Source organism: Auritidibacter sp. NML100628, assembly GCF_003185985.1.
Classification (GTDB): domain Bacteria; phylum Actinomycetota; class Actinomycetes; order Actinomycetales; family Micrococcaceae; genus Auritidibacter; species Auritidibacter ignavus.
Genome location: NZ_QHLP01000002.1, coordinates 251,372 through 276,920, shown reverse-complemented (window position 1 = coordinate 276,920; position 25,549 = coordinate 251,372). Strand labels below are relative to the sequence as shown.

Genomic DNA, 25,549 nt, shown 5'->3' with positions numbered 1-25,549 from the left:
CCGCGGTGATCGTGGCCACGTGCGGATCGCTAAGCTGGATAAGGTGGGATCAGGCCCCGCGGGACGTGACCAGTCCTGGCCGAGTCCTGAGATGACCGATGTATCCAGATCCGACGAGGTGACACTGTGGAGTCCGAACGCGCCGATCAGCCCGCTGACGAACAGCCTGTGGCCCCGCCGATTCCGGGTCCCCGTGTTTTTCAACCGCGTCCAGGCCAACCCAACCACCCGCAGGTCACGGTGCTGGCTGGACCCACAGCGGTCGGTAAGGGCACGGTGTCAACATACATTAGGGACCACTACGCCAACGTGTGGTTGTCGGTATCGGCCACCACCCGGGCACCACGACCCGGGGAAGTGCATGGCAAACACTACTTCTTTGTCACCACCGAAGAGTTCCAGGACCTCATCGAGGCCGGCACGATGCTCGAATGGGCGGTGGTCCACGGCAAGAATATGTACGGAACCCGCAAAGATACCGTGGACGAAGCACTCCGATCCGGTCAGCACGTGCTCCTGGAGATCGATTTGCAAGGTGCCCGACAAATACGACAGACTATGCCTGAAGCACAATTCGTGTTTCTTGCCCCGCCGAGCTGGGATGAGCTGGTTCACCGCCTGACCGGTCGAGGGACCGAGTCACCCGAAGAACAGCAAAGACGGCTCGAAACAGCTAAACTAGAGCTTGCTGCCGAACCAGAATTTGATGCGGTCGTGGTCAATGACACCGTCGAACAGGCTGCGGCAGAACTTGTGACCCTGATGGGCCTCGACCCGGGGAAACAAAAGCCCCGAGCATGTGGTGACACGCCCGTGACCAGGGTAGGACAAGACCCAACAAGCTAAACGACACTGAATGGTCTCCGCATGCTGCGGAGAGGTGACTGGAGAATTTGTGACTGAACAGTACGAAGGCATTACTAATCCGGCATTGGATTCCCTGCTGGAGAAGGTGGACTCCAAATACGCGCTGGTGCTCTTTGCCGCTCAGCGTGCTCGTCAGATCAACGCGTACTACTCGCAACTCCACGAAGGTCTTTTCGAATACGTCGGACCGCTGGTAGATACCAAGCTCAACGAGAAGCCGCTGTCGATTGCACTACGCGAGATCAACGACGACCAGCTGGAATACAAGCACGCCTCCGAGGTACCGCAGCCGGCTGAAGAAGAAGAGCTCGATGACTTCAGCGCCTTCGAGATCTCCGATGACGAAGATCCCTTCGCCCTGCCAGCTGATGAGGACGAGGTCATCCACAGCGAGTCCGAGGACAACGAAGACAACAAGTAGGGAACCTCTCATCGTCGATCCGGTGTGAGCGTGTAAGGGAGACCATTCGGTGCGCATCGTCCTAGGTGTCTGTGGAGGCATCGCCGCCTATAAGGCCGCGTTGTTGTTGCGGTTGATGACCGAATCGGGACATGAGGTCCACGTGGTCCCCACCCGCTCGGCACTGAACTTCGTCGGTGAAGCCACCTGGGAAGCCCTGAGCGGCAACCGGGTGCACACTGACACCTTTGAAGCCGTCGACGAGGTCAACCACGTACGTCAAGGCCGTCACGCCGACCTGGTCATCATCGCTCCGGCGACCGCAGATTTTCTGGCACGCACCGCCGCTGGTCTGGCACCGGACTTGCTGGGCAACATCATGCTCACCGCAACCTGTCCCATCCTGGTCGCCCCGGCGATGCACACCGAAATGTGGCTCAACCCCGCCACCCAGGCCAATGTGGCTACCCTGCGCGAGCGCGGAATCACCGTTCTGGATCCTGATTCGGGACGGCTCACCGGGTCTGATACCGGTCAAGGCCGTTTACCCGAACCAGCCACTATTTGGGAACACGCCCAAAACCTCGTATCCCCCTCAGCCGGCGCGCTGGAAGGCAAACACCTGGTCATCTCCGCCGGCGGCACCCGGGAAGCACTCGACCCGGTCCGCTATTTGGGCAACCGGTCTTCGGGTAAACAAGGCGTGGCCCTGGCCGTGCAAGCCGCCCGCGCCGGCGCCCAGGTCACCCTGATTGCCGCCGCGATGGACATTCCGGCTCCTCAGCACCCGCGCATTGAGGTCGTCGAGATTGAATCCACCCGCCAGTTGCTTGATGCGGTCCTGACCCACAGTCGTGGCGCCGACGTGTTGATCATGGCTGCGGCTGTGGCGGACTTCCGGCCCCGCACGGTAGGGGAGTCCAAGATCAAAAAGACCGCTGAACAGCCCGTGCCGGTCATTGAACTCGAACAAACCGAAGACGTGCTGGCCACCACGGTACAGACCCGCAACGAGGAGAAGAACCTGCCGGGGTTGATTGTCGGTTTCGCGGCCGAAACCGGGGACGAACACGGTGACGTGCTGACCTACGGGCAACAAAAACTCGAGCGTAAAGGCTGTGAGATGCTCGTGGTCAACCAGGTTGGGGTGGGTAGAGTCTTCGGCCAAGATGACACCGAGGTGACCATCCTTTACGCTGACGGTCGTGAAGCGGTGACCGCGACTGGCACGAAAGATCAGGTCGCCGGACAGATCATCTCTGCCGTGGCTGAGCAGTTGTCGGCCCGGCGGTCATGGGGCTGATCCCAACCCTGGTGAAACGCCGGAGTCTTATCATGTCTGTGGTGGCTCTTAGCCTTGGAGAAGATCGGACCAGCGACTGCCACAGTTGCTCGCGCTGATCACTCGTTGATCATTCCCACCTCGTGTCGTGGCCTCTCGGTTTCGACCTGCGGTGAGCGCTCACAGACAGGACAACCCATCATGGCGCAGTATTATCCACCCACCCAACCACCTGCTCATTTCCGCAACCCCCTTCCTGACCAGACTCCTCCCCAGCAGTCTCAGCCCAAACGTCCCTGGTACAAGCTCAAACGAACGTGGTTGATCGTTGGTGGACTGGGGCTCTGCGTTCTGATCGGAGGCCTCGCAGCTGGAACGGAGCAACCCGAGGCAGAGCCCGTGGCTGCCACAACCACCGAGGACACGACGCCGGAGGTCAAAACACCGACGCCCACGGACGCCGAACCAGCCCTCGACACTGATCTCGAGGCCGATATTGCCTTGGAGACTGAAGACCAGGAGGCATCCGACGTGCCATTCGAGGCCGCGGCTGAGGCACCTACTGCTAACGTGAGCCCGACTGAAGAAGAAAACCCAGTGAGCGTGGCGGCGGATAACGCGGTCACAGCAGCAGAATCGTATCTTTCGTACTCGGGATTCTCCCGATCTGGACTCATTGATCAGCTCATCTTCGAAGGATTCACCGAGAAAGAAGCCACCGCTGCGGTTGACAGCCTGACGGTCGATTGGGGTGCACAGGCGGGCAGATCAGCCGAAAGCTACCTGAGCACCATGGCGTTCTCGGAGTCTGGTCTGATTGAGCAACTGGAATTCGAAGGGTTCTCCACTGCGGATGCTACTGCCGCCGTGGGGCAAATGACGGTTGACTGGAATGAGCAAGCTGCCCAAAAAGCAGAGAACTATGTATCCATGTCCGGTTTCTCCCGGTCTGGACTCATCGACCAGCTGAAGTTCGAGGGATTCTCTGATTCCCAGGCTGCCTATGGAGCTGACTCAGTCGGTCTGTGAACCGTCACGCCGACCAGATCATGACCACCAGGGCCTGGTCTTTTGTCTGGATGGTTAACCAGCGGGCAGAAGATCAGGCCTGTGGTGTGTCTGCGAGCATGTCAGTGACAATGTACCGGCTAGTGGCGACCACACTAGAATAATCACTCAGAAGTGATCTAGGGCACTGTCATGAAGGAGGTCGCCACGCCATGACCGCTCTGAAACCCGCGTACGTCTACGACGCAGTGCGCACACCCTTCGGCAAAATCGGCGGGGGACTGGCAGCCGTGCGTCCGGATGACCTGGCCGCGCACGTGATCGGCGAGCTCGTCAAAAGGGCGCCGAATTTGCCCAATGAACTCTCTGAAGCCGACCAGATCGACGAAGTGATCTTTGGCAATGCCAACGGGGCTGGAGAAGACAACCGCAATGTTGCGCGCATGGCCACGCTACTGGCTGGGCTCCCAGTATCCATTCCCGGTACCACGGTCAACCGCCTGTGCGGTTCCAGCCTGGACGCAGCGATGATCGCCTCCCGCCAGGTGGAAGTCGGTGATGCCGATCTGATCCTCACCGGTGGGGTGGAGTCCATGTCGCGAGCGCCCTGGGTGTTGCCGAAAACCGATCGCCCGTTCCCGATGTATAACCTGCAGCTATCCAATACCGCGCTGGGCTGGCGACTGATTAACGACAACATGCCGGCTGAATGGACGGTCTCGCTCGGGGAGGCCACCGAGCAGTTGCGTGAGAAATTCGGGATCACTCGCGAACGGATGGATGACTACGCGGCCCGTTCCCACCAGCTGGCGGCCACCGCCTGGGACAACGGCACCTACGACAACCTGGTCTCCCCGGTTGTCAGCACCGAGCTACACCGGGACGAAACCATCCGCCCAGAATGTACCCCGGAAACTCTGGCCGGGCTACGCACGGTGTTCCGGAAAGACCACGGCACCGTGACTGCTGGTAACGCCTCGCCCATGAACGACGGAGCAGCCACGGTGTGGATTGGATCCGACAAGGCCTCCGAGATTCTGGGGCTGGAACCCCTCGTGCGCATTGCCGGACGTGCAGCCTCCGCTAATGAGCCCCAGTTCTTCGGGTATGCGCCCGTGGAAGCCACCAACCGTGCTATCGCTCGGGCCGGAATTACCTGGGACGACATCGCAGCGGTGGAGCTCAACGAGGCCTTTGCCGCCCAAACCCTGGTCTGTTTGGACGCCTGGGGTGTGGACCAGGGGATTGTCAATACCTGGGGTGGAGCCATCGCGCTGGGCCACCCGTTGGGTGCCTCCGGTGCCCGCGTGCTAGGGACCCTGGCTCGACGACTGCACGAATCCGGAGACCGCTGGGGTGTGGCGTGCCTGTGCATTGGAGTCGGTCAAGGTCTAGCCGTGGTCGTGGAGAACATCAACGCACGTTAGAGTACACACGAAAACCTTCCCCTCCCATCGGCTCAAGACGCTGACCGCGTTGCGAGCAAGATAACAGCTCGTGACTTCTGGACTGCAGGTGCTGAGCGCTGAGCGGTAGAATGGCGAACCGTGACAGCTCAGCATTCTTCTCAGAACACCACCGGTTCCGGCTACGCCCGTTACGAGGGCGTGGGCTCGGGCGAGTTGCGTCTGTTCACCTCTGAATCGGTGACCAGCGGACACCCCGACAAGATCTGTGACCAGATTTCGGATGCCATCCTGGACTCCTTATTGGCCCAGGACCCCAACGCTAAGGTCGCGGTGGAAACGCTGACCACGACCGGGCTGGTGCAGGTTGCTGGGGAGGTGCGCACCTCCGCTTACGTGGAGATCCCCGAAATTGTGCGCAATACGATTCTGGGCATCGGCTATGATTCCTCGGCCAATGGGTTCGACGGCGCAACCTGTGGTGTCAATATCTCCATCGGACAGCAGTCCTCGGATATCCACTCGGGCGTGTCCCGCTCCCTGGAGGCCCGCGACGGCTCAGTCGACCAGATTGATCTGCAAGGAGCAGGCGACCAGGGCATCATGTTCGGCTACGCCACCAACGAGACCCCGGTCTACATGCCGGCCCCGGCCTATTTAGCCCACCGACTCTCGGAACGACTGACCACGGTGCGGAACCTGGAATCCACCCCGATGTCCTACTTGCTACCGGATGGCAAAACCCAGGTCACCGTCGGCTATGACCAGAACCACCGACCGGTGACCGTGGAAACCGTGGTGGTCTCCACCCAACACACCTCGGACGTGTCCCAAGAGACGGTCCGTGCCGATGTGATCAAGCACGTCATCAATCCGGTACTGGCCAGTTCCGATCTGGACTACTCGAACGCTGATTACATTATCAATCCCGGTGGACCCTTCGTGATTGGTGGTCCGGTCGGGGATGCCGGATTGACCGGCCGCAAAATCATTGTCGACACCTACGGTGGGATGGCCCGCCACGGTGGTGGCGCCTTCTCCGGTAAGGATCCCTCCAAGGTGGACCGCTCGGCGGCCTATGCGATGCGCTGGGTGGCCAAGAATGTGGTGGCCGCCGGGTTGGCTGACCGGGCCGAATTCCAGGTGGCTTACGCACTAGGCAAGGCCCGCCCCGTTGGTCTGTACGTGGACACCTTTGGGACCGAAAAGATCTCCCACGAGCAGATCATTGCCGCGGTGAATCAGGTCTTCGACCTGCGTCCGGCCGCCATTATCTCTAGCCTGAAATTGTTGCGTCCGATCTACGCCAAGACCGCCACCAACGGCCATTTCGGCCGGGAAGATCCCGACTTCACCTGGGAACGCCTCGATCAGGTGGAGGCATTGCGCGCGGCTGTAGGCTGGTGACGTGCCACCCACCGATGCGCTCTTTGACCTACCTGTCCCAGAGCCATCCCTGCCACCACATCCCACCGGCTGGCCCGACCGGCCCGTGGCAAAGGTCTTGCTGGAATCCCCGGTCCCGCATTTAGACCGGCTATTCGACTACCTGATTCCGCCCGAACTGGATGCCCCGGCGCAACCGGGGGTGAAAGTCAAAGTCCGGTTCGGTCACCAGACCATGGCCGGCTGGCTTATCGAGCGCACCGACACCATCTCCACCCGGGCTACCCTGACTCCGATTCGCACCGTGGTCTCGGCCCTGCCCGTGCTGACCGAGGATATCTATCGGTTGGCCACCACCGTGGCCGCCGACTACGCCGGCACGGTTGCTGATGTTCTCCGGGCTGCCATCCCACCGCGAGTGGCAAAACTCGAACGCCAATGGGCCCAGGACCACGGCACTGTGCGGGAACCGGTCTGGCCCGAACACCCCGAGCAGACTGACCAGGAATCGCCGACCGTGGACTGGACGGTGTTTCCCGGCTGGGAAGGGCTCTTTGCACAACCCAGCCCCGAAGACACTGCGACGAGCTTTGCGCTGAGTCTTCCCTCCAGCTTCGGCGCCTGGGACTCGATGGCGTTGCTCGCCGATGCCGCCGCCCGGACCCTGGCACGGCAGCAGAGCAGCATCCTGGTGGTGCCGGATCTCAAAGACCTCGATCGGCTCGAGCGCCACGTCGCCGACCGGGTCGGGCAGCATCACTACGCCCGGTTGGACTCCCGACAAGGGCCCACCCAGCGCTACCGGTCATTCCTGCAGATTCTGGCCGGCCACCGGCACGTGGTGATTGGCACCCGGTCGGCCATCTGGGCCCCGGTGCATCGGCTGGGGCTGGTGGTGGTGTATCAGGACGCCGACGATCAGCTCACCGAACCCCGAGCACCCTACCACCAGGTCGCCCACGTCGCCCGGCGTCGCACCGGTGCCACGGCCGAGACGACTGCACCCGCACGGCTGCTGCTGGTCTCGCCCTCCCGCAGTACCGCTACCCAATACCTGGTTGAGACCGGCCAGACCCGCGACATCAGCCCGGAGCGCCACACCCGCCATCGATTAGCCCCGCGGGTAGTCTCCACCGCCGATAGTTTTCATGCCAGACGCGACCACATGGGGCCCCATGCACGACTACCCGGTCTGGCCTGGCAAGCCGCCCGCGAGGGACTAGACGGGACCCGCACCCAGGGCGTAGGTGGTCCGGTGTTAGTCCAGGTGCATCGGGCCGGATTTATCCCCGGGGTATTTTGTACCCGGTGTCATGCCCCGGCCCGGTGTCCGAACTGTACCGGTCCGCTGAGCTTCACCGACCGGATGGCGGCCGCCAGTGGCGAACTGGCCTGCCGATGGTGCGGAGCCCGGCACCGCGACTACCGGTGCATCAACTGCGGCAACTCCCGACTGCGGGCCGGCGCTCGTGGCGTGGACCGCACCGCCGACGAGCTGGGCCGGGCCTTCCCGCAGGTGCCGGTGATTTCCTCCTCGGCCGACCACATGGTCGCCAGCATCACCGACGAGCCCGCCCTGGTGGTGGCCACCCCCGGCTCGGAGCCGGTGGCCCCCGGCGGATACGCCACCGCGCTCTTGCTGGACGGGGACGCGCAGCTACAACGAGAGGGACTGATGGTCCCGGAAATGGTGATGGGCCACTGGATGCAAGCCGCCACGCTGGTGCGTTCGGCATCTGATGGGGGATTGGTGGTCGTCACCGCAACCCACCAAGAGATCGTAGGAGCCCTGGTGCGGATGAACCCGGTCAGTTTCGCCTCCCGCACCCTGGCCGACCGGGCCGAGCTGGGGTTTCCGCCGATCACTCAGGTGGCCGAGGTGACCGGCACCAGTGCCGAGGTGCACAGATTTATTGCCGGCGTGCAGTTGCCTTATCGTGCCGAACAGTCCCCGTGGATTGGGCCCACCCCGGTGGAGGCCACGGTGGAAGCTACCGAGGAACCCCGGTGGCGGGCTCTGCTGTTCTACCCGCACCGGGTGGCCAGCACCGTCCAGGCCGCTTTGCGGGCTCAAAAGGCGGTGCTGTCTGCCGAACGCTCGGCCACCAGCGTGAAAGTTCGCGTTGGGGGAGTGCGCGAGCTCTAAGCCACCTCACTCATCCAGTCGGTCAGCAACCTGCCGATGGCCGGGGCCTGTTCGTAGTGCATCAAATGCCCGGTCTCGGCAATGACCTCCAACCGCACGTGAGACGAGGGGCCAAACCGTGTGGCCAACACCCGCTGGTCATCCACCGAGGCCAGCGGGTCTTTCCTACCGGCAATCAGCAACACCGGGACGGTGATGTCCGGAGCCGCCTCGGCGACGGTGGTGGAGATGGAGGCCTGATAGGCCTGTAACAGGCTGTGGGGAGTGTCGAACTCCGAGAAGTACTGCTGGTGTTGGTCATGGGTGTAGGCCAGGATACGACGGTCGTCGGTCTCTGACATCACAGCACCGGTGGCCCACACCATCGGACTGGCTGATAACGCCCACCGGCCCAACCCGGAGGGCAGGCTCGCACAGGCCCGATAGAAGCCAGCCGTGACTGACGTCCCGACGCGCTCAAACCAGGAGCCATCGGCTGCTAAAGCAGGGCGGGCAATGGGATTCAGCAATGCCAGCCTGCGCCAACCGGGTGAACCGGAAACGGCGGTTGCGACTGCATAGCTGGCCACGATCGAGCCAAAAGAGTGCCCCACCAACCACGGGGACGTGCTCAGACCTAGAGCCTGGGGCACCTGGTTGATCAGCGCAGCGAAGTCCTCCGACCGGTGCGGGGCGGTGGGAAAGGCGGGGGATGCCCCGAAACCGGGCAGGTCCGGGATATATATCTCGTGGTCGGCTAAGGCGTCGGCTACCAACTGGAGCCCGTGGTGGTCGCCGCGGAACCCGTGGACCATCACCACCGGATCGGGACGGTGAGCAGTACTGGTTTGGGTGGTGCTGGTTTGGGTGGGGCCGGTTGCCGGACGGTAGTGGTAGAGAACCGTGGGGGTGGGCTCCCCGGAGACCGGGTCGGCCAGCCACAGAAGACGGCGTTCGGGAAAGCGCATCGGGAACCCGGTGAAGGTCGCGGTATCACGCACCGGGGTGGGCGGACAGAGCTGGTCGCGGAAGCGAATGCGGGTCGGGGAGTTGGTGAACACCCTTTCAGCCTAGTGTGAGATGGGCTACTGAACGGTTAGGGTGAGGAACTATGGCGGAATCTGTGGTGATGAGTCTCGATATTGGAACAACCTCCTCGCGGGTGGTGATCTATGCGGCCGACGGCACCCAGGTGGCTCTCGCACAACGGGAACACCGCCAGTACTTCCCTCACCCGGGCTGGGTGGAACACGATGCCGGAGAGATCTGGCAGAACATCCGGGAACTGATGGCCCTGTGCTTAGCGCGTAGCCGGTATACCGCCTCGAATATTGTCGCCATCGGGATGACCAATCAGCGCGAAACCACCGTGGCCTGGGACGTGCAGACAGGACGTCCGGTTCACCGGGCCATTGTCTGGCAGGATACCCGCACCGACGAGATGGTCGCCCGACTGGCCGAGCGCTCGCCACGGGTCCGAGAACTATCCGGTCTTCCGGTGGCCTCCTATTTCTCGGGGCTGAAAATGCGGTGGCTATGGGACCACGTCCCCGAAGTCAACCAGCTGGCTGCAGAAGGTCGATTGTTGTTCGGCACCATCGACTCCTGGATTCTGTGGAACCTCACCGGCCGGAGCACCCATGCCACCGACATCACCAACGCCTCCCGTACGTTGCTGATGAACCTCCTGGAGGGTGACTGGGACCGGGAACTCATCGAGCTGTTGGGCTTGCCAGTGGAGGAGACCCTGGCGGCCCTGCCGAGTATCAAACCCTGTTCCGGTCACTTCGGCACCGTGGCGGATGGGTCGGGATTTACCGGCATCCCCATCACCGGCATTTTGGGCGACCAACAGGCCGCAGCTTTCGGACAGGGGATCTTCCACTCCGGACAGGTCAAAAACACCTATGGCACCGGATGCTTCGTGCTTCACAACACCGGTACCGAGCTCGTGCGGTCCTCCCACGGACTGATTACCACCGTGGCGTACCACCTGCAGGGAGACGACGTGCACTACGCGCTGGAAGGCTCGGTGGCTCAAGCCGGCTCGGTGGTGCAATGGTTACGCGACCAAATTGGGCTGATTCAGACCTCGGAAGAGATCGAGGAACTAGCCGCCACCGTAGCAGACAACGGTGGTGTGTACTTTGTGCCGGCGTTCTCCGGGCTGTTCGCCCCCTACTGGCGCTCGGACGCCCGTGGCACCATGATTGGCCTAACCAGCTACGCCACCGCCGGACATATTGCGCGTGCGGTGCTGGAAGCCACCGCCTTCCAAACCAGCGATGTGCTGGTCGCCGTCAGTGAAGACACCGGCGTCGATGGTCCCGAGGTGCTACGCGTTGATGGGGGAATGACCGTCAACCACGATCTGATGCAATTCCAAGCCGACCTGTTGCAAATCCCGGTTCAGCGGGCCTCGAATATTGAAACCACCGCCCGTGGGGCTGCCTTTGCTGCCGGCCTCGGTGGGGGCTTGTGGACCGACCATCACGAGGTTTCCTCGCTGTGCCAGCCCGGACACGAGTGGACGCCCAACATGAGCGAATCAGACCGTCAGCGTCTCCTGGCCGGCTGGGCTCAAGCCATTGAACACACTATTGGTTGGAACCCTACGAAAGAGTAGATTTTGTGGAGCCGTTCGGATACCCCGGACCCGTCTGAGCTGTCGGATACTCCGGAGTCGTCTCGTTCCGTCCCCTCATCGCACGGCACGGAAAGCTCTGAATCCTCACCGGAGAAGAGCTCTGTTCCCGGCGCTGGAAGTGATCAACCTGAACAGACTGAAGAGTCTGACCAGGAGGTCTCAGGTGAAGGTAGCCTGGCTTCGACCGGTTTGGCTACCTTCTCAGCCGTCGTCGCCAGCACGAACCCCTAGCCCCTAACGGCACCGACCCCCACAGCGGTGGATGCTCCGTGATGGTATTCACGAGCCGTTCACTGCTGTGGGGTCTTTGTGACTGACGTCGGCGTAGCATGGTCTCATGTTCACCGTGACAGCTCTCGATGGTCTGGCACCTGAGGCACCGTGCGATGCCCTTGAGGTGACCGTGGACCTTCGCATAGCACCGACAACCCAGACCACCTACATCAAGGCCACAGCCGCTCAACCGACGGCCGACACCCTGGTTGTCAGGGCAGCTGGTGACAGTAGCGACAGGACCGCTACCGCCTCCACCTCTGAGGCACCTCGTGACCTAGGTATACAGCTCAGGGCAGGCCTAGAAGAGCTCCAGTCACTGGCTGGTGCGCGGATTGCACTGGGAACCACCCTGGGTCAAGTGGAATTTGACAAAACAGTAGCCACCGGCCAGCTCGTGGTCACCGCCGAACAACCCGGACTGATCACCGTCGGGGATGTCATTCGACCCATTCCTGTCGGAGTCAGCTTCGCCCAACGCCATGGGATGTTCCCCCGCATGCCGGACGGCCTCGCCGATGCCTGGTCGAGCTCTGCCGAGAATGCCCGATTTGCCCCACGCTATGAAGCGCGACTCGAAGGGCTCTGGGAGGCGGGCCTGGTTGCCGGCTTGCACCCTGAGGTACAGTGGGCAGGCTCCGAGGACGGAGAAGTGCTGGAGCTGTCGCTTCCGGGGGAAGCTGAGCAACGCGTCTTTTTGATTGATCTGGAAGAACCCAACAGCCAAGAAGAGATCGATGCTGTCCAGGATCTGGACGCATGGATGACTGAGATCCGTGCGGAACTGACCGAGGACCTACACTAGACTAATGACGTTATGGCCCCGTGCCACCAGCTCACCGGCTCACCCGCGGTGAGCCCAACCCCACCACCCACCTTTCGAACAGGAATCCAGTGACTGACTCGACTTCACCAGCCCCCGATCACCACGAGACGGACTACGATTTCCGGACCCTGGAGAAACGCTGGGGGACCTACTGGACCGAGCACCGCACTTTCGCTCCTGCTGATGATGGCAGCCGGGAACGACGCTATGTCCTGGATATGTTTCCCTACCCTTCCGGGGACCTGCACATGGGCCACGCCGAGGCCTTCGCGATGGGGGATGTGGTCTCCCGGTATTGGATGCTCAAAGGCTACGATGTGCTCCACCCGATCGGATGGGACTCTTTCGGTCTGCCGGCCGAAAACGCCGCGATTAAGCGCAATAGCCACCCGGCGGAATGGACCTACCAGAACATCGAAACCCAGAAGGCATCCTTCCAGCGCTACGCCATCTCGGTGGACTGGGACACCGAGCTGCACACCTCAGACCCGGAATACTACCGCTGGACCCAGTGGCTGTTCCTGCAGTTCTACAAACACGGGCTGGCCTACCGGAAAAACTCCCCGGTGAACTGGTGCCCGAAGGATCAGACCGTGTTGGCCAATGAGCAGGTCGTCGACGGCGCCTGCGAGCGGTGTGGCACCCAGGTGACCAAAAAGAGCCTGAACCAGTGGTACTTCAAGATCACCGACTATGCCGACCGTCTGCTCGACGACATGGAAGCCCTGGAAGGCAAGTGGCCGGACCGGGTGTTGGCCATGCAACGCAACTGGATTGGTCGCTCCACCGGGGCGAATGTGAACTTCCAGATCGAAGACGGCCCGGAGATCGAAATCTATACCACCCGTGCCGACACGCTCTACGGTGCCACGTTCATGGTGGTGGCCGCCGACGCTGAGCTGGCCGGTGAACTCGTCGATGACGAGCACCGCGCCGAATTGGAGGCCTACCAGGAAGAGCTGAAGAAAGTTTCCGATATTGAGCGTCAGGCCACCGACCGGGACAAGACCGGCGTGTTTTTGGGGCGCTACGCCATCAACCCGCTGTCCGGAGAACGCATCCCGGTCTGGGCCTCGGACTACGTGCTCTCGGACTACGGCACCGGGGCGATTATGGCCGTGCCCGCTCACGACCAGCGCGATATGGACTTCGCCGTCGCCATCGGCCTACCGGTGCGCCAGGTAGTCGACAACGGAGAAGACAACCCCGAAGAGACCAAGGTCGCCACCGTCGCTCACGGCACCCTGGTCAACTCCGGAGAACTCACCGGCCTGGACTCTACCGCAGCCCAGGCCAAAGCCATTGAGTCGCTGGAGGCCCGAGGAACCGGACGGGCTGCGGTGAATTACCGGTTGCGCGATTGGTTGCTATCGCGGCAGCGGTTCTGGGGCGCCTGCATCCCGATCATTCACTGCCCGGACTGCGGTGAAGTCCCGGTGCCCGAAGACCAGCTTCCGGTCCGCCAGCCCGAGAACCTCACGGGTGAACAGCTGGCCCCGAAGGGCACCTCGCCACTAGCGGCCGCTACCGAATGGGTCAACGTCGACTGCCCGAACTGTGGCGGTGCCGCACAACGAGATACCGACACCATGGACACCTTCGTGGACTCCTCCTGGTACTACATCCGGTATGCCTCCCCGAACGTGGACACCGCCTGCTGGGACCGGGACGCCGTGGACCGCTGGCTACCGGTTGACCAATATGTCGGCGGTGTGGAGCACGCGATCTTGCACCTGCTGTACTCCCGGTTCTTCACCAAGGCCCTCTACGACATGGGGCTGGTCTCCTTCGTGGAACCGTTCTCCCGGTTGCTCAACCAGGGGCAGGTTCTCAACCAGGGCAAGGCGATGTCCAAGTCTCTCGGTAATGGTGTGGACCTGGGTGAACAGCTCGACACCTTCGGTGTCGATGCCGTACGACTCACCATGGTTTTTGCCTCCCCGCCGGAAGACGATATCGACTGGGCCCAGGTGTCCCCGCAGTCGTCGCTGAAGTTCCTCGCCCGGGCCTGGCGGTTGGCCCGCGACATCAACGAATCCGGTGCGCCAGTCGGTACCGACCCCTCCACCGGAACCGTCTCGCTCCGCCAGAAGACACACAAAACCGTCGATGAGGCCGACACTCTATTGGATGACCACAAGTTCAACGTGGTGGTCGCCCGGTGCATGGAGTTGGTCAATACGGTCCGGAAAACCGTGGATTCCAGCGAGCAAGGAATCGCCGACCCGGCCGTGCGTGAGGCCGTGGAAGTCCTGGCCCAGCTACTGTCCCTGGTAGCCCCCTATACCGCCGAAGACATGTGGGCGCTGTTGGGCCACGAGCCGTCGGTGTCCCGGTCGTTTTGGCCCACCGTCGACCCCGAGCTATTGGTGGAAGACAGCATCACCGCCGTGGTGCAGGTCAAAGGCAAACTGCGCGATAAGTTCGAGGTCCCGACCTCGATTACCGCCGAGGAGCTGGAAGCCAAAGCCCTGGCCTCAGAGAAAGTCCAGAAATTCCTCGACGGCGCCGAGATTCGCAAGGTCATCGTCAAGGAACCCAAACTGGTCAATATCGTGACCGGCTAGGACACCGTCTGGTATGGCAACCTACACCCGCTGGCTGACCGACCTGCACACCCGGGCCCGAAAAATCCGGGCCGAGGTGCCCGGTCTGGGACGATACATCAAACCGCCCCGCAAAGACCGGACGGTGATCGTCACCGACACCTCCTCGGCGCTTCCCGAAGCGGTTGCCACCACGCTACCGACCGGCTCCCAGTTGCGCCAGATTGCCATGCCGGTGATGATTGGCGAGCAGATCCACTCCGATGGCTCTGCCGATACCAACGACGAGCTCCCCATCGCGCTAGCAGCTGGTACTCCGGTGCGCACCTCCCGGCCCGCGCCGGGACAATTCCGGCAACTCTACGAGCGGATCGCCGAACAGGGCTACGGTTCGATTGTCTCGGTGCACGTCTCCGGCAAGATCTCCGGCACCGTGGAAGCCGCTCGGCTGGCAGCCACCCAATCACCCATCCCGGTCGAGATCGTCGACACCCTGACCTCCGGGATGGCTATGGGATACGCGGTGGTGGATGCGGTGGTCCGTGGCCATAACGGCATTCCGGCAACCAAGCTGGCACAGCTCATTGATGAACAAGCCACAGCCTCGCAGGTGTATTTCACGGTCCCAAACCTGGACCAGTTACGCAAAGGTGGACGCATTCCGCCACTGACTGGTCTGCTGGGGCAACTACTCCAGGTCCGGCCGGTGCTGACCCTGAACGAGGGAGCCATCCAGTTGATGGACCGACCTCGGAATTTTGCCAAAGCCCAACAGATCATGGTGGATAAAGTCGCCCAAGCTGCCACACAACGCCCCATCCGCCTGGCCGTACACGGTTACGGCAATCTCGACTCCGCCATGGAGCTGGCCGCCCGCATCGATGAATACTCCACCGCACCAGTGCCGGTGCTGATGATCCCGGCCGTGCTGGTAGCTCACCTGGGGTTAGGCGCCCTAGGTGTGAGCATCAGCCCCGAGCTGGACTACAGCACCATTCTCTAGACGCACGAGACAAAGGGCCACTGTCCACAGTTGGTGGCCGTGGGCTGATCAGCTGGCCTGCTGTCGGCAAGCTTGGGAGCATGGGCCAACACCAGCATCACCATCCAGCCGAGGGATCAGACACTGCAGTCACCCAGGACAGTTCCTCACCCTTATGGCGGACACGCATTGCCGTCTCCGCGCTGGTGATCTGTGTGATCATCGCCGGAACGTGGTGGCTGTTCCGGTGGCTGTCCATCAACCTGCCCGCATCAGCTGATGACACCGGGGAGGTCGAAGACCGCATCGAGCTCCAAGAAACCGGGGCTGACACTGCGGTTGCTGATGCGGACGGTAGCGACAGTCAGGACAACGGGGCAGATATCGGTGCAGACCAGTCTCACGTGGTGGTCCACGTGGTCGGTGAGGTCGCCAACCCAGGGGTCTACGAACTGACCACCGAGGAGCGGGTCATCGACGCGCTGGATGCTGCCGGCGGGCCCACCGAGGATGCGGTGTTGGAAGGACTCAACCTGGCCGCCCCGGTCCAGGACGGCCAACAGATTCTTGTACCGGATCACCACAGCCAGGACCAGGCTCCGGCCGGATCGGGTGGTGCCAGCACGACCGGTGGTGGGGGAGAGCCAGTAGCCGATGGGGAAGCGGTCAACGTCAATACGGCTGATGCGGCGGGACTGGAGAGCTTGCCGGGTGTCGGGCCGGCGACCGCGGAAAAGATCATCAACCACCGCGACCAACACGGACCGTTTGGGTCACTGGCGGATTTAGAAGCAGTCTCCGGTATTGGTCCGGCGACGTTGGAACGGCTCGATGGTCTCGTCAGCTTCTGAAACCCCCGACCTCCGACACAGTATCGAGCCGCCTCGGGTGCTACCGGTCGATATCCGACTGCTTCCGGCGGTGGGAGTCAGCCTGGTGGGATGTTTATGGATTCCGAGCCTCTCGGTCGAGAAGGCCCGAGCGATCCCGTTGCTGTGCTTAGGGCTGGGACTGATCTGTACCGGGTTGTTCTTTCGGTCACGTCGCCGGACGGGTACGCACCGACGCGCCGGGATGGTGGCTCGCCTGACAGCCGTTCTGGCGTTGGGCTTGTGGCTGGCCCTGGCACCGGTCACCAGTGCCTTCCACCAGCGGCTACAGGCCGAAGAATCCGGGTGGGCCGAGGCCGTGGCAGCCCAAGAACAGATCCGAGTCCACGTCGAGGTGGAGGAAACCCCGACGTCCTCGGCAGGACAATTTGGTACTCGCTGGTTCGTGCAGGCCAGTGTCGAGCGATTCGGTACCGAGCTCACCGAGATCGACCACCCGGCCGAGTTGATGATTTCCAGCAACGATGAGCGGTGGGCCACGGTCGCCGTCGGTGACCACCTGTGCCTGTTTGGGACGCCACAGCCAGCTGAGGGATCGGGTACGGTGTTCTTCTCGGCCGATACCGGGCCCCAACCTGGAGACTGTCAGAGGCCAGCAAGCCACGACAGCACCGGGATTACTGGACGAGAGATCATCCGCTCAGGGCTACGCGAGCACTCTCGCGACACGTTCGGCACCGCCGAGCAACTTCTGCCCGGGCTCATTCTGGGAGACCGCTCAGCAGAAAGCGATGAACTCAACGAGGCGATGAAAACTGCCGGTCTGAGCCACCTATCCGCGGTATCGGGTGCTAACTGTTCCTTGATCGCCGGTGCGGTGACATTAGCACTGCGCTCTTTGCGGGCACCACCGGCTGTGGTGTTGACCGGAGTGTTAGGGACCCTGGTGATCTTCGTCGACATCGTCGGCTGGGAACCGTCGGTGGTGCGCGCCGGGGTGATGGGTGCGATCTCAGCATGGGTGATCTTCTTCGGACGCGGTAAACACGCCCTGCCGGTGCTGTGTTGTGCGGTGATCGGCATCCTCGTGTTCTTACCACAGCTCGCCCAACACCCGGCGTTCCAACTGTCCTTGGCAGCGACATTGGCCATTGTCATCGCCGCTGCACCTCTACAACAGGCCCTAGAAGCTCTGCTGGTGAGGGCTAGGGTCGTACCCGATGTGGTGGCCACCCTCGTGTCGGCGGCGCTGGCTGTGTCCACGGTCTCCCAGCTGGCCTGTCAGCCCATCATCATTTCGATGACCGGTAACGTCAACCTTTTTGCTGTCCCGGCGAACCTGCTGGCGGCTCCGCTGGTCCCGTTCATCACGGTTCCCGGAACACTGGCAGCGTTCCTCATTCCGGTCCTTCCCTGGGTGTCGGGACTCATCCTGAGCGTGATCGCTGTGCCCGCAGCCGGAATTGGGGCTATTGCCTTGTGGGTGTCTTCCTGGCCGGCAGCGCTGGTTGCTTGGCCTGAAGGAGCCCTGGGAGGGGTGGTGACTATCCTGCACCTGGCCGGAGCGATGTGCGGACTATATGTTCTGATGCGGTGGCAACGTCGCACCCCACCGGCGGTGACCAGCTACCCTCGTCCCACTCTCACAACACGATTGGCCGTCGCGATCTCTCCCAGCCGGCTGGTGCGCCAGAAAGGTCTGGTGATCTGCGTTGTGGTGGTGTTGGTGGCGCTGATGGCTCAGATCGCCGTCCTGGTTCCGGCACCACAACAACGAGTCGGTGAAAACTGGGTCATACTCGGGTGCGATGTCGGACAGGGAGACATGTTCTTGATTCGTACTGCAGAGAACTCCGCAATCGTGATCGACACCGGCCCAGAAGACGACGTAGCCGCCGCCTGTCTGAACCGACACGACATTGACCACGTGGAATTACTGGTGGTTACACACCACCACGAGGACCACTACGGAGGAATAGATGGGGTCCTTGAGGCAACCGACACCATCGAGTCGGTGCTGTACTCCACGGCAGACGAGACGGCCAGCCTGCCACTAGATCACAGTCTGGTCGTCCACGCCGAACCCGGGATGCAGGGTGACACCACCGGAGACGTGGCCGATGAGGAAATCATGGTCGACTGGCAGGTGATTGCGGCCGATCGCAACGCCACCAACGAGAACAACGCGTCCATCGTCATGCACCTGCAGATCAGCTACGACGGAACCAGCCTCTCGGTGCTCACCACAGGAGACCTCGAAGAAGACGCGATGGCACGTTTGATTCGTGAGGATGAGGTTCCAGAACACATCGATGTCCTGAAGGTCGGCCACCACGGCGCTCGCAACGGTGGAACGGAGATCATTCACCATCTTGAACCGAGTGTGGGTCTTATTGGTGTCGGTGAGGAGAATAGTTATGGACATCCAGCTGATGAAATCGTGGAGGCGATTGAAACCTACGGCTCAGTGCTCAGAACCGATGAACATGGTCACTATGGTTTGGAAGTGGAAGACAACGCACTAATCCCGTCGACTGCGCGACTAGACTAGAGACCATGCCCGCTGGTACCAAACGCGCCTCCACCGCCTCCTGGCGGACCGTTGAACCCGCACCGATCATGTTGTTGCGTGGTCCGGAAGATTTCATCGCGATGCGGGTGACTGATCGTGTGCGGGCTACCGTACGGGAGCAAGAACCAGATCTGGAAACCCACCGACTCTCCGCAGCTGACTACGAGCCGGGCCAACTGACCATGTTGGCGAGTCCTTCGCTGTTTAGCCAAGCTAAATTGATCCAGGTCGATGACTTACAGAAAATGAACGATGCGTTCCTCGCCGAGGCGTTGCAATACGTAAAGGACCCGGCCGACGATGTCACTTTGCTGATGCGACATACCGGGGGTAACCGGGGTAAGAAACTTCTCGACGTCCTCAAGAAGTCGGGCACTGTGGTCGAGTGCGAAAGCATCAAGTCTGACCGCGACAAGTTGGAGTTTGTCACGCAAGAGTTCAAAGTCCACCGTAAAAAGGTCGCCTCCGAAGCTATCCGCGCTTTGGTGGACGCGGTCGGTTCCGATATGGGTGAATTGGCCTCAGCTGTGGACCAGCTGATCTCAGACGTGGAAGGCCCCGTGACCGAGCAGGTCGTCGACCGCTACTATGGCGGGCGTGTGCAGGCCACCGCATTCAAAGTCGCCGATGCCACCTTAGACGGCCAGATCGCTCAAGCCGTCGGACTGCTCCGGCATTCCCTGCTGACCGGCGTCTCGCCCGTGGCCATTACCGCAGCGCTGGCAATGAAGGCCCGCCAAATCGCCAGAATCATTGATGCCAGAATTGGGCAAGGACAAATTGCACAGACCCTCGGTGTTGCGCCTTGGCAGGCCAAGCGAATTGCGGCAACCACCCGCCGCTGGACCGCGCCGGGGATCGCTCAGGCCATCGAGCTGATTGCTCAGGCAGATGCCGAGGCTAAAGGCCTGGCCCGGGACCCGGACTATTCAGTGGAACGCATGATCATCCGGGTGGCACAGGGCACCAGACGCTAGGGGGAGAGATAGACACCAGTGGTGGGCAGAACAATACAACTTTTCCTCATGGATGGCACGGCCAACGGCCGGAAGAAAGCGACCCTACGAAATTGGACCGGAGTCACCCATCTCATCCCTCGCACGATGCTTCAAGAGGCGAAATCTCGAGATGATCTGAAACAAACCGGCGTGTATTTCTTGGTGGGTACCGAAGACGAAACCCCAAAGGTCTATATCGGCCAAGCCAGAGAACGAAAGAACGGCAAGGGCGTTCTCGGGCGGATTCTTGAGCATATTGGTCAGGACGGCTTGGACTATTGGACCCACGCGATCGCCATTGTGACCTCGGACGATTCCTTCGGGGCCACCGAAATCAGTTTTCTCGAAAACAGCTTCTTTACCTTGGCCAAGGACGCTGGGCGATTCAGGGTCACCAACGCCAATGACCCGTCGCCGGGTACCGTGACCGAAGAGAAAGAAGCCGAGCTTAGAGAATTCATAGCCAACGTTAAACTAGTCGTCGCAGCACTGGGATATAAGATGTTTGACCCGGTTGACGAGTCCAAGGACCACAACGTGGTCAATCCAGTCGAGCAGGAACCGGCTGATGAACCAACGCTGTACTTCAGTTACGCAGGAACTGAAGCTCGAGGACGGCAAGCTAGCGATGGATTCATCGTGCTGGCAGGTGCGAGGTTGAGGCCCGATGATGACATCACCACCAGTGGCGAAAGGCGCGGTATTCGAAAATTGCGAGAAAAGTACCGAGACCATATCGGCTCGGATGATGTCCTCACATCGGATTTGCTACTCGGTAGTCCTTCCACTGCTGCATGCTTTGTGGGTGGCAGTAGCCTTAATGGTCTCGATCTGTGGAAAAACGCTGATGGGCTGACTCTGAAACAACTTGAGGCAAAGGAACGGGAGCTGTAGAAGCTCAGTAATCACAGGTGATGCGTTCTCGTTGCTGAACTCATTTTAGAGTTTCGGCGACACGTTCCGTCACCGGGTGATCCAGACAAAAGGTTATCCCTCGTATCAGAGCCGGTCAGTATAGGAGCGTGCCGCGCGGGCTATTGCGATAGCTTCTTCATGGGCGTTTCTTGCCGCGCGGTGACTAGTTTCTAGCGAGATGGTACTTGAAATATCTGTCATAGAACCCGAAAGACCACCGATGTCTCGACTCAAGTCCCAGCTTTCCCGTGCAAAGGAATCGGCTTCGCGAGCCAACTCGTCCAGAGCGAATATGAGACGTTCAACTTCTGATGTCATCATCATCTCCTTGAGGTTTCGTGGCGTTCTGCCTCCTGTTGCAATCTTCGAAGCCGCGAGATTTCAGCTTCGAGACGGTGCACCTGCGACAGGACGGCGTGTGCCGAATCGCTGAGTCGTTCCCGAGTAGAACGTAGTTGCCGGTGTGCTTCTGTCGCTGCGCCGACCATATGGTGATGCTGTTCTGAAATACTCCCCGCAGTGGCAAGATGCGCTCTCTCGGCGATCGGTTCGAGACGGGCAATGAGTCTTTCGCAACGGCCACTGGCGGATGAAATCCGATGCCTAAGGTTCTGAAGCTCAGAAATCTCGGATTTGAGTCGAGAAATTTCTTGTGCGTACATTAAAACGGTCCTTACAAATTATGTGCATAATCGCGGGCGACACGGCTGGCTCTCTGTAGTGCAAGAACCGCTTGTCGTACTTGGCGTTCCGCATCGTCTACGGTGGCCATCAGTTCCTGATCTTTCCGCTGAGTGCTACCACGCAACGTATCGTTAATGCGGACTCGTTGCTTGTTGAATTCATGGCTATAGGCACTGAGACTCTCACCGGTACGTTGCGTGTCGGCGGAGAGCTCTAAAGTCAGGCCACGAAGATTTTCGAGAACGGACATCACTATCCTCCTAAGTACATGAGTGCGGCTCTGATCAGAACGACAACAGCTCCGATCGTGGGAGTAAGAATTGCCATCAGCAAGAGAACCCGGTTTATGATGCGGGAACTGCGGGTTTCGTCATCGAAACGTTGGATCGCCTCCAGCTGGGCGTGATCTCGACTGACGATTTCCCACTCCTGCCTTAACCGCTCACGCTCGTTGTCGATACGATTACTGTCTTCGAAACGAATAATGTCTTGTGGCGGGGTCGCTTCGGATCCGGTGCCTTCCGCGAAGTCGACAGTGTCCTGCCACATCTTTTTCACCCGGGCTGAGGTTTCCTCGAGCCGCCGCATTTGGGAATCATGCTCGTGTTGCGCCGTGTGGATCGAGGACGTTCGTGTCTTGTCATGCCCGGAGATCTGGCGTTCAAAGGATGAATCTTCCTTCAGTAAATTCTCAACCAGCGTCCGGTAACGGGCGACGGCTTCTGCGTTCGTCAGTGATCCACCGTTCATCAATTCGTCTCCTTCAGCAAGGGGGCTTCATAGGGCACGGCAGTCAACGTCGATCCTCCGGTGCCCCGAGAGTGCAACACGAAACGTGGTGAGTCAGTCGGTATTGGGAAGTTATATTCTTGTGTGACGTCGAGCAGCGTGTTTTTGTCTTGGTTGACGAGCGCATAGCAGCCGATGACATTACCGCGATACCCGAAAACCGACTTGACCGACTCAATGCTCCCGAAACGAAGAACAAACCGGAGATTGGTGCTTGGTGTGTCGCCAATCTGCTCTGCGAGGAAGTCAGAAGGATCGAGTCGCGTAAAACTATCCGGATCTGAGTTCAGGCGGTCGCTAAGACCACGAATCTTCTGCAGACCGAGCATGATGATGGATGCATCGCGCATCGTTGGTAGTGAGTCCGCAACAAATTCGCTGGCCTGCTCCCGTGCGATGTACCTGAGCTGACGAGCGAGTGCGGGCTCACGGGCTTCGAGACCGTCGAGCCAGGCAGGGCGGGTTGCAGAATCAACGTTGACCACGAAGATTTGTTCCTGGGGGCGCGCGAGATAGAGAGATCGGACCGCGGCCGCCAAGATGCCAGCGGTTTCACCACCGCTGGCTCCAACAACAGCCAATGCTTGATTAACATCATCGTTCATCGTGTAGGTCGCCGACTGCTCCTCGACGCTAAGCTGGCGGCCCAGGTCGAGAACGATATCTTCGGGATCGTCGGTTTCAAGGTCCAACTTGCCGTGTGCGCTGAACGGCATGTAACTGTCAGGGGTGAACCTAAACGGATAACGGCGTATTCCTCCAGCAGACTGCTCCCACATATGGGTCTGAAGAGATGCTATGAACGATCGGTCGGCGAGGGCACATATTCCCCGTTTATTTTTATCGACATCTTCGCCGATATTCTCGTTGAGTATGACTTCGCCACGATAGGTTAAGTCCGCGGCAGCTCTGTTTTCGTGAGAGAAGAACATCTCAGATTCGCTCGCGTTATTCTTCAACGATAGGCGCGCGTGAAACTGTCCCAAAACCGAATCCCGTTTGCTGTGAAGTGCCTCGATTCCGGACAGAGCTTGCGAGGCCAAAATAAGATGTGTGCCTGTGGCACGACTTTGCCTGGACAACTGCTCGATGAGTGTGACAGCTTCTTCGGACTGAGCGTTATTCCCCGAGAACGGTACTTGGAACTCGTCGATAACGACGACCAATCGGGGAATCTCATGGCCCATACGGCGGTAGGTTTCGTAGTCTTCAGCTCCGGCGTTTTGGAAGAGTCTTTTTCGCTTCTCGACCCGTTGCTGGATGTTACGCAACGCTATAAGTCCATCTTCCTGACGCGTGTGGAGGCCCAGGAGAGAGGCATGGGGTAGCCAGTTTTCCCCATTCTTGTCGGGACCGAACTTCTTGAACTCAAGACCTTCCTTGAAATCCAACAGATAGAGTTCGAGCTCCTCAGGCGGGTACGCGTAGGCCAATCCGTAGACGATATTAAGCAGGAGATTGGACTTGCCCTGCCCGACAGCACCACCGATCAGCATATTAGCGATCGGCGGCGATGCGCCACGCAGTCGCACGATCAGTGGCTCTTTTTGATATCTGCCAATGACGGTTTCGAGACCGTCTATAGCACTCGACTGCCAGAATTCGACATCACTATCCCGGAGCACCGACTGAAGCGGAATGACCGGACCTTTTGCCTCCCGGGCGGTTCTAACAGCGTCCTTCACGACATCTCGTACAGCCGTCGAGTCGTAGGAAATGTGAGTCTGAAATCGGTCAGAGGGAGGGTATCCGGCAATCTCTATCGAATGTGGATGGACAATAACGTGTTCACAGCCGGAAAGGATCTTCTCATCGGCGGTAACGAGATCTTCGTCCATATCGTGGTCCAGCGTGCGCAAGACAATGAGGAACGCTCCCTTATTCGCAACGTGACTGAACTTGGCCAGTCGCTGTGCTCCTTCTTTATCGAGTCCCGCTGGATAGTCGAGCAAAACCAGCACGTGGTATTCGCCTTCAGGGGTATCGAGTGTTTTCCAATACTCAGACAACGATGGGGACTGTACTTGTTTGAGCATGGACGCCGTTTCTTGTACGTGCGCAAAGATCTCGCCCAAACGCTGGCGTAGTTCGTGCACTTCTGACATAGGCTTCGGTGCGGTTTGCGGTCGTGCGTCTTTGAGGGGTCCGAAATCGGCGAGTTCACTACTGACATTGGGGTCGAAGAGACTCAGCCGCAGGTGTAGGGCGGGTATTTGGGAGACGACATCGGCGACCACAGACCGTACTAGCTGTAGGGCGAGTTCGCGTGTCTGCTGGGTTGAACTGATAACGACCCCTGAACTATCGATCAAAGGAATGCTGAGCGGGGCCTCATCCCCCCGTTGTCCGTGAATGGTCCCAACCCGAGTAAGGCGATTTGGGGCACGGACTCCTCCATTCTCAGGAATGTCTCGAACACGGGACGATGGGTCTGCTTTTCGTAGTTCGCTGAGTAATCGTGCGACCGCGTTCTCGCGGGAAGCTGTGGCAGAAATTTCACCTGATCGATAGACGGCCTCGGCGTCTTGGATTGCGTGCTGGAGCTGTTCGCTGGCTTCAGCACGATTTGCGGAGATTCGCTTTTCAGCATCTGTTTGGGCAACGTGAGCTTGTCCTGCCAGTGAACCGATGGATTGTCGAAGATGAGCGATGCGTGTTGTGATATTCACGGGAATCCACCTTTCTCTTCTCGGTTCTTGGCGAGCAAGTCAAGTGTGGTGCACAGCACGAGCGCGATCACGATGGTGATAAATGGTGAGAACGCATACGGTGTATCGACGTCTGAGAAGACAACGGAGGTTGCAACCACCAAGTCTGCCACGAGTGCTAGGCCAAGAGCGCTCCAGAATAGCTTTCTTGCTTGGTTCCGGCCACCTAGTGGAGACAAAGGTCTCCAAATGATGGCTGCAAACCAGAGGATGTTGAGAATCAGTGGTGCGAAAACCATGTTCTCCGGTGGGGTGACGTCCTCGGGGATTATAGATAAAAAAGCGTCCCAGTCGGTGATGAGCTG

Annotated in this window: 20 protein-coding genes; 15 read left to right on the top strand and 5 right to left on the bottom strand. The window is 60.2% G+C overall.

The features are described 5' to 3' along the window. Positions 1-168: 168 nt before the first annotated feature. The 7 genes from gmk (at position 169) to DCC24_RS02985 (ending at position 8,495) form a co-directional block, all read left to right on the top strand. On the top strand, positions 169-846 hold the full coding sequence (gene gmk / locus DCC24_RS03015; RefSeq protein ID WP_369859818.1) for a guanylate kinase: 678 nt from the start codon (positions 169-171) through the stop codon (positions 844-846). A gap of 49 nt (positions 847-895) precedes the next feature. Further along, the gene (gene rpoZ, locus DCC24_RS03010; RefSeq protein ID WP_110123332.1) at positions 896-1,288 is read left to right on the top strand and encodes a DNA-directed RNA polymerase subunit omega; all 393 of its coding nucleotides are present in this window, start codon (positions 896-898) and stop codon (positions 1,286-1,288) included. A 49-nt stretch (positions 1,289-1,337) separates the two neighbouring features. After that, complete coding sequence (gene coaBC, locus DCC24_RS03005) at positions 1,338-2,570, top strand: bifunctional phosphopantothenoylcysteine decarboxylase/phosphopantothenate--cysteine ligase CoaBC (RefSeq protein WP_110098413.1); 1,233 nt, start codon at positions 1,338-1,340, stop codon at positions 2,568-2,570. A 180-nt stretch (positions 2,571-2,750) separates the two neighbouring features. Then, entirely contained in the window at positions 2,751-3,578 is an 828-nt protein-coding gene (locus DCC24_RS03000; RefSeq protein ID WP_110098519.1) for an Ltp family lipoprotein, read from the top strand. Between the two features lie 200 nt (positions 3,579-3,778). Further along, complete coding sequence (locus tag DCC24_RS02995) at positions 3,779-4,984, top strand: thiolase family protein (RefSeq protein WP_110098518.1); 1,206 nt, start codon at positions 3,779-3,781, stop codon at positions 4,982-4,984. 180 nt (positions 4,985-5,164) lie between these two features. Continuing rightward, entirely contained in the window at positions 5,165-6,370 is a 1,206-nt protein-coding gene (gene metK, locus DCC24_RS02990) for a methionine adenosyltransferase (protein ID WP_110098517.1), read from the top strand. A gap of 1 nt (position 6,371) precedes the next feature. Next, positions 6,372-8,495 carry a primosomal protein N' gene (locus DCC24_RS02985; RefSeq protein ID WP_233491955.1) on the top strand — a complete coding sequence of 708 codons (2,124 nt, stop codon included), beginning with the start codon at positions 6,372-6,374 and terminating at the stop codon, positions 8,493-8,495. Here the strand turns inward: DCC24_RS02985 and DCC24_RS02980 are convergent. After that, positions 8,492-9,535 (bottom strand): alpha/beta fold hydrolase, encoded by a 1,044-nt coding sequence (locus DCC24_RS02980; protein WP_110098412.1) that lies wholly within the window; start codon positions 9,533-9,535, stop codon positions 8,492-8,494. The genes DCC24_RS02985 and DCC24_RS02980 overlap by 4 nt on opposite strands. A gap of 50 nt (positions 9,536-9,585) precedes the next feature. On the opposite strand from DCC24_RS02980, the gene glpK reads away from it, so the two are divergent. The 8 genes from glpK (at position 9,586) to DCC24_RS02935 (ending at position 21,042) form a co-directional block, all read left to right on the top strand. Continuing rightward, the gene (gene glpK / locus DCC24_RS02975; RefSeq protein ID WP_110098411.1) at positions 9,586-11,100 is read left to right on the top strand and encodes a glycerol kinase GlpK; all 1,515 of its coding nucleotides are present in this window, start codon (positions 9,586-9,588) and stop codon (positions 11,098-11,100) included. 358 nt (positions 11,101-11,458) lie between these two features. After that, complete coding sequence (locus DCC24_RS02965) at positions 11,459-12,199, top strand: hypothetical protein (protein ID WP_110098409.1); 741 nt, start codon at positions 11,459-11,461, stop codon at positions 12,197-12,199. Between the two features lie 89 nt (positions 12,200-12,288). After that, positions 12,289-14,787, top strand: a complete 2,499-nt coding sequence (gene leuS, locus DCC24_RS02960; RefSeq protein WP_110098408.1) for a leucine--tRNA ligase — start codon at positions 12,289-12,291, stop codon at positions 14,785-14,787. Positions 14,788-14,800: 13 nt separating this feature from the next. Continuing rightward, positions 14,801-15,769 (top strand): DegV family protein, encoded by a 969-nt coding sequence (locus DCC24_RS02955; protein WP_110098407.1) that lies wholly within the window; start codon positions 14,801-14,803, stop codon positions 15,767-15,769. 80 nt (positions 15,770-15,849) lie between these two features. Next, positions 15,850-16,599, top strand: a complete 750-nt coding sequence (locus DCC24_RS02950; protein WP_110098406.1) for a ComEA family DNA-binding protein — start codon at positions 15,850-15,852, stop codon at positions 16,597-16,599. Further along, positions 16,580-19,129 (top strand): ComEC/Rec2 family competence protein, encoded by a 2,550-nt coding sequence (locus tag DCC24_RS02945; protein ID WP_110098405.1) that lies wholly within the window; start codon positions 16,580-16,582, stop codon positions 19,127-19,129. Before DCC24_RS02950 ends, DCC24_RS02945 begins: the two co-directional genes overlap by 20 nt. Positions 19,130-19,134: 5 nt before the next feature. Continuing rightward, the gene (gene holA, locus DCC24_RS02940; protein WP_110098404.1) at positions 19,135-20,127 is read left to right on the top strand and encodes a DNA polymerase III subunit delta; all 993 of its coding nucleotides are present in this window, start codon (positions 19,135-19,137) and stop codon (positions 20,125-20,127) included. Between the two features lie 48 nt (positions 20,128-20,175). Continuing rightward, a complete protein-coding gene (locus DCC24_RS02935; RefSeq protein WP_110098403.1) occupies positions 20,176-21,042 on the top strand; it encodes a GIY-YIG nuclease family protein in 867 nt (288 codons plus the stop codon). A 105-nt stretch (positions 21,043-21,147) separates the two neighbouring features. On the opposite strand, the gene DCC24_RS11945 is transcribed toward DCC24_RS02935, so the two are convergent. The 4 genes from DCC24_RS11945 to DCC24_RS02920 form a co-directional block, all read right to left on the bottom strand. Continuing rightward, a complete protein-coding gene (locus tag DCC24_RS11945) occupies positions 21,148-21,387 on the bottom strand; it encodes a hypothetical protein (protein ID WP_146206259.1) in 240 nt (79 codons plus the stop codon). 349 nt (positions 21,388-21,736) lie between these two features. Next, positions 21,737-21,997, bottom strand: a complete 261-nt coding sequence (locus DCC24_RS02930) for a hypothetical protein (protein ID WP_110098402.1) — start codon at positions 21,995-21,997, stop codon at positions 21,737-21,739. A 2-nt stretch (positions 21,998-21,999) separates the two neighbouring features. Continuing rightward, positions 22,000-22,497 carry a hypothetical protein gene (locus tag DCC24_RS02925; protein WP_110098401.1) on the bottom strand — a complete coding sequence of 166 codons (498 nt, stop codon included), beginning with the start codon at positions 22,495-22,497 and terminating at the stop codon, positions 22,000-22,002. Beyond that, positions 22,497-25,205 carry an FtsK/SpoIIIE domain-containing protein gene (locus DCC24_RS02920; protein WP_110098400.1) on the bottom strand — a complete coding sequence of 903 codons (2,709 nt, stop codon included), beginning with the start codon at positions 25,203-25,205 and terminating at the stop codon, positions 22,497-22,499. The genes DCC24_RS02925 and DCC24_RS02920 overlap by 1 nt, the downstream gene beginning before the upstream one ends. Positions 25,206-25,549 lie beyond the last annotated feature (344 nt).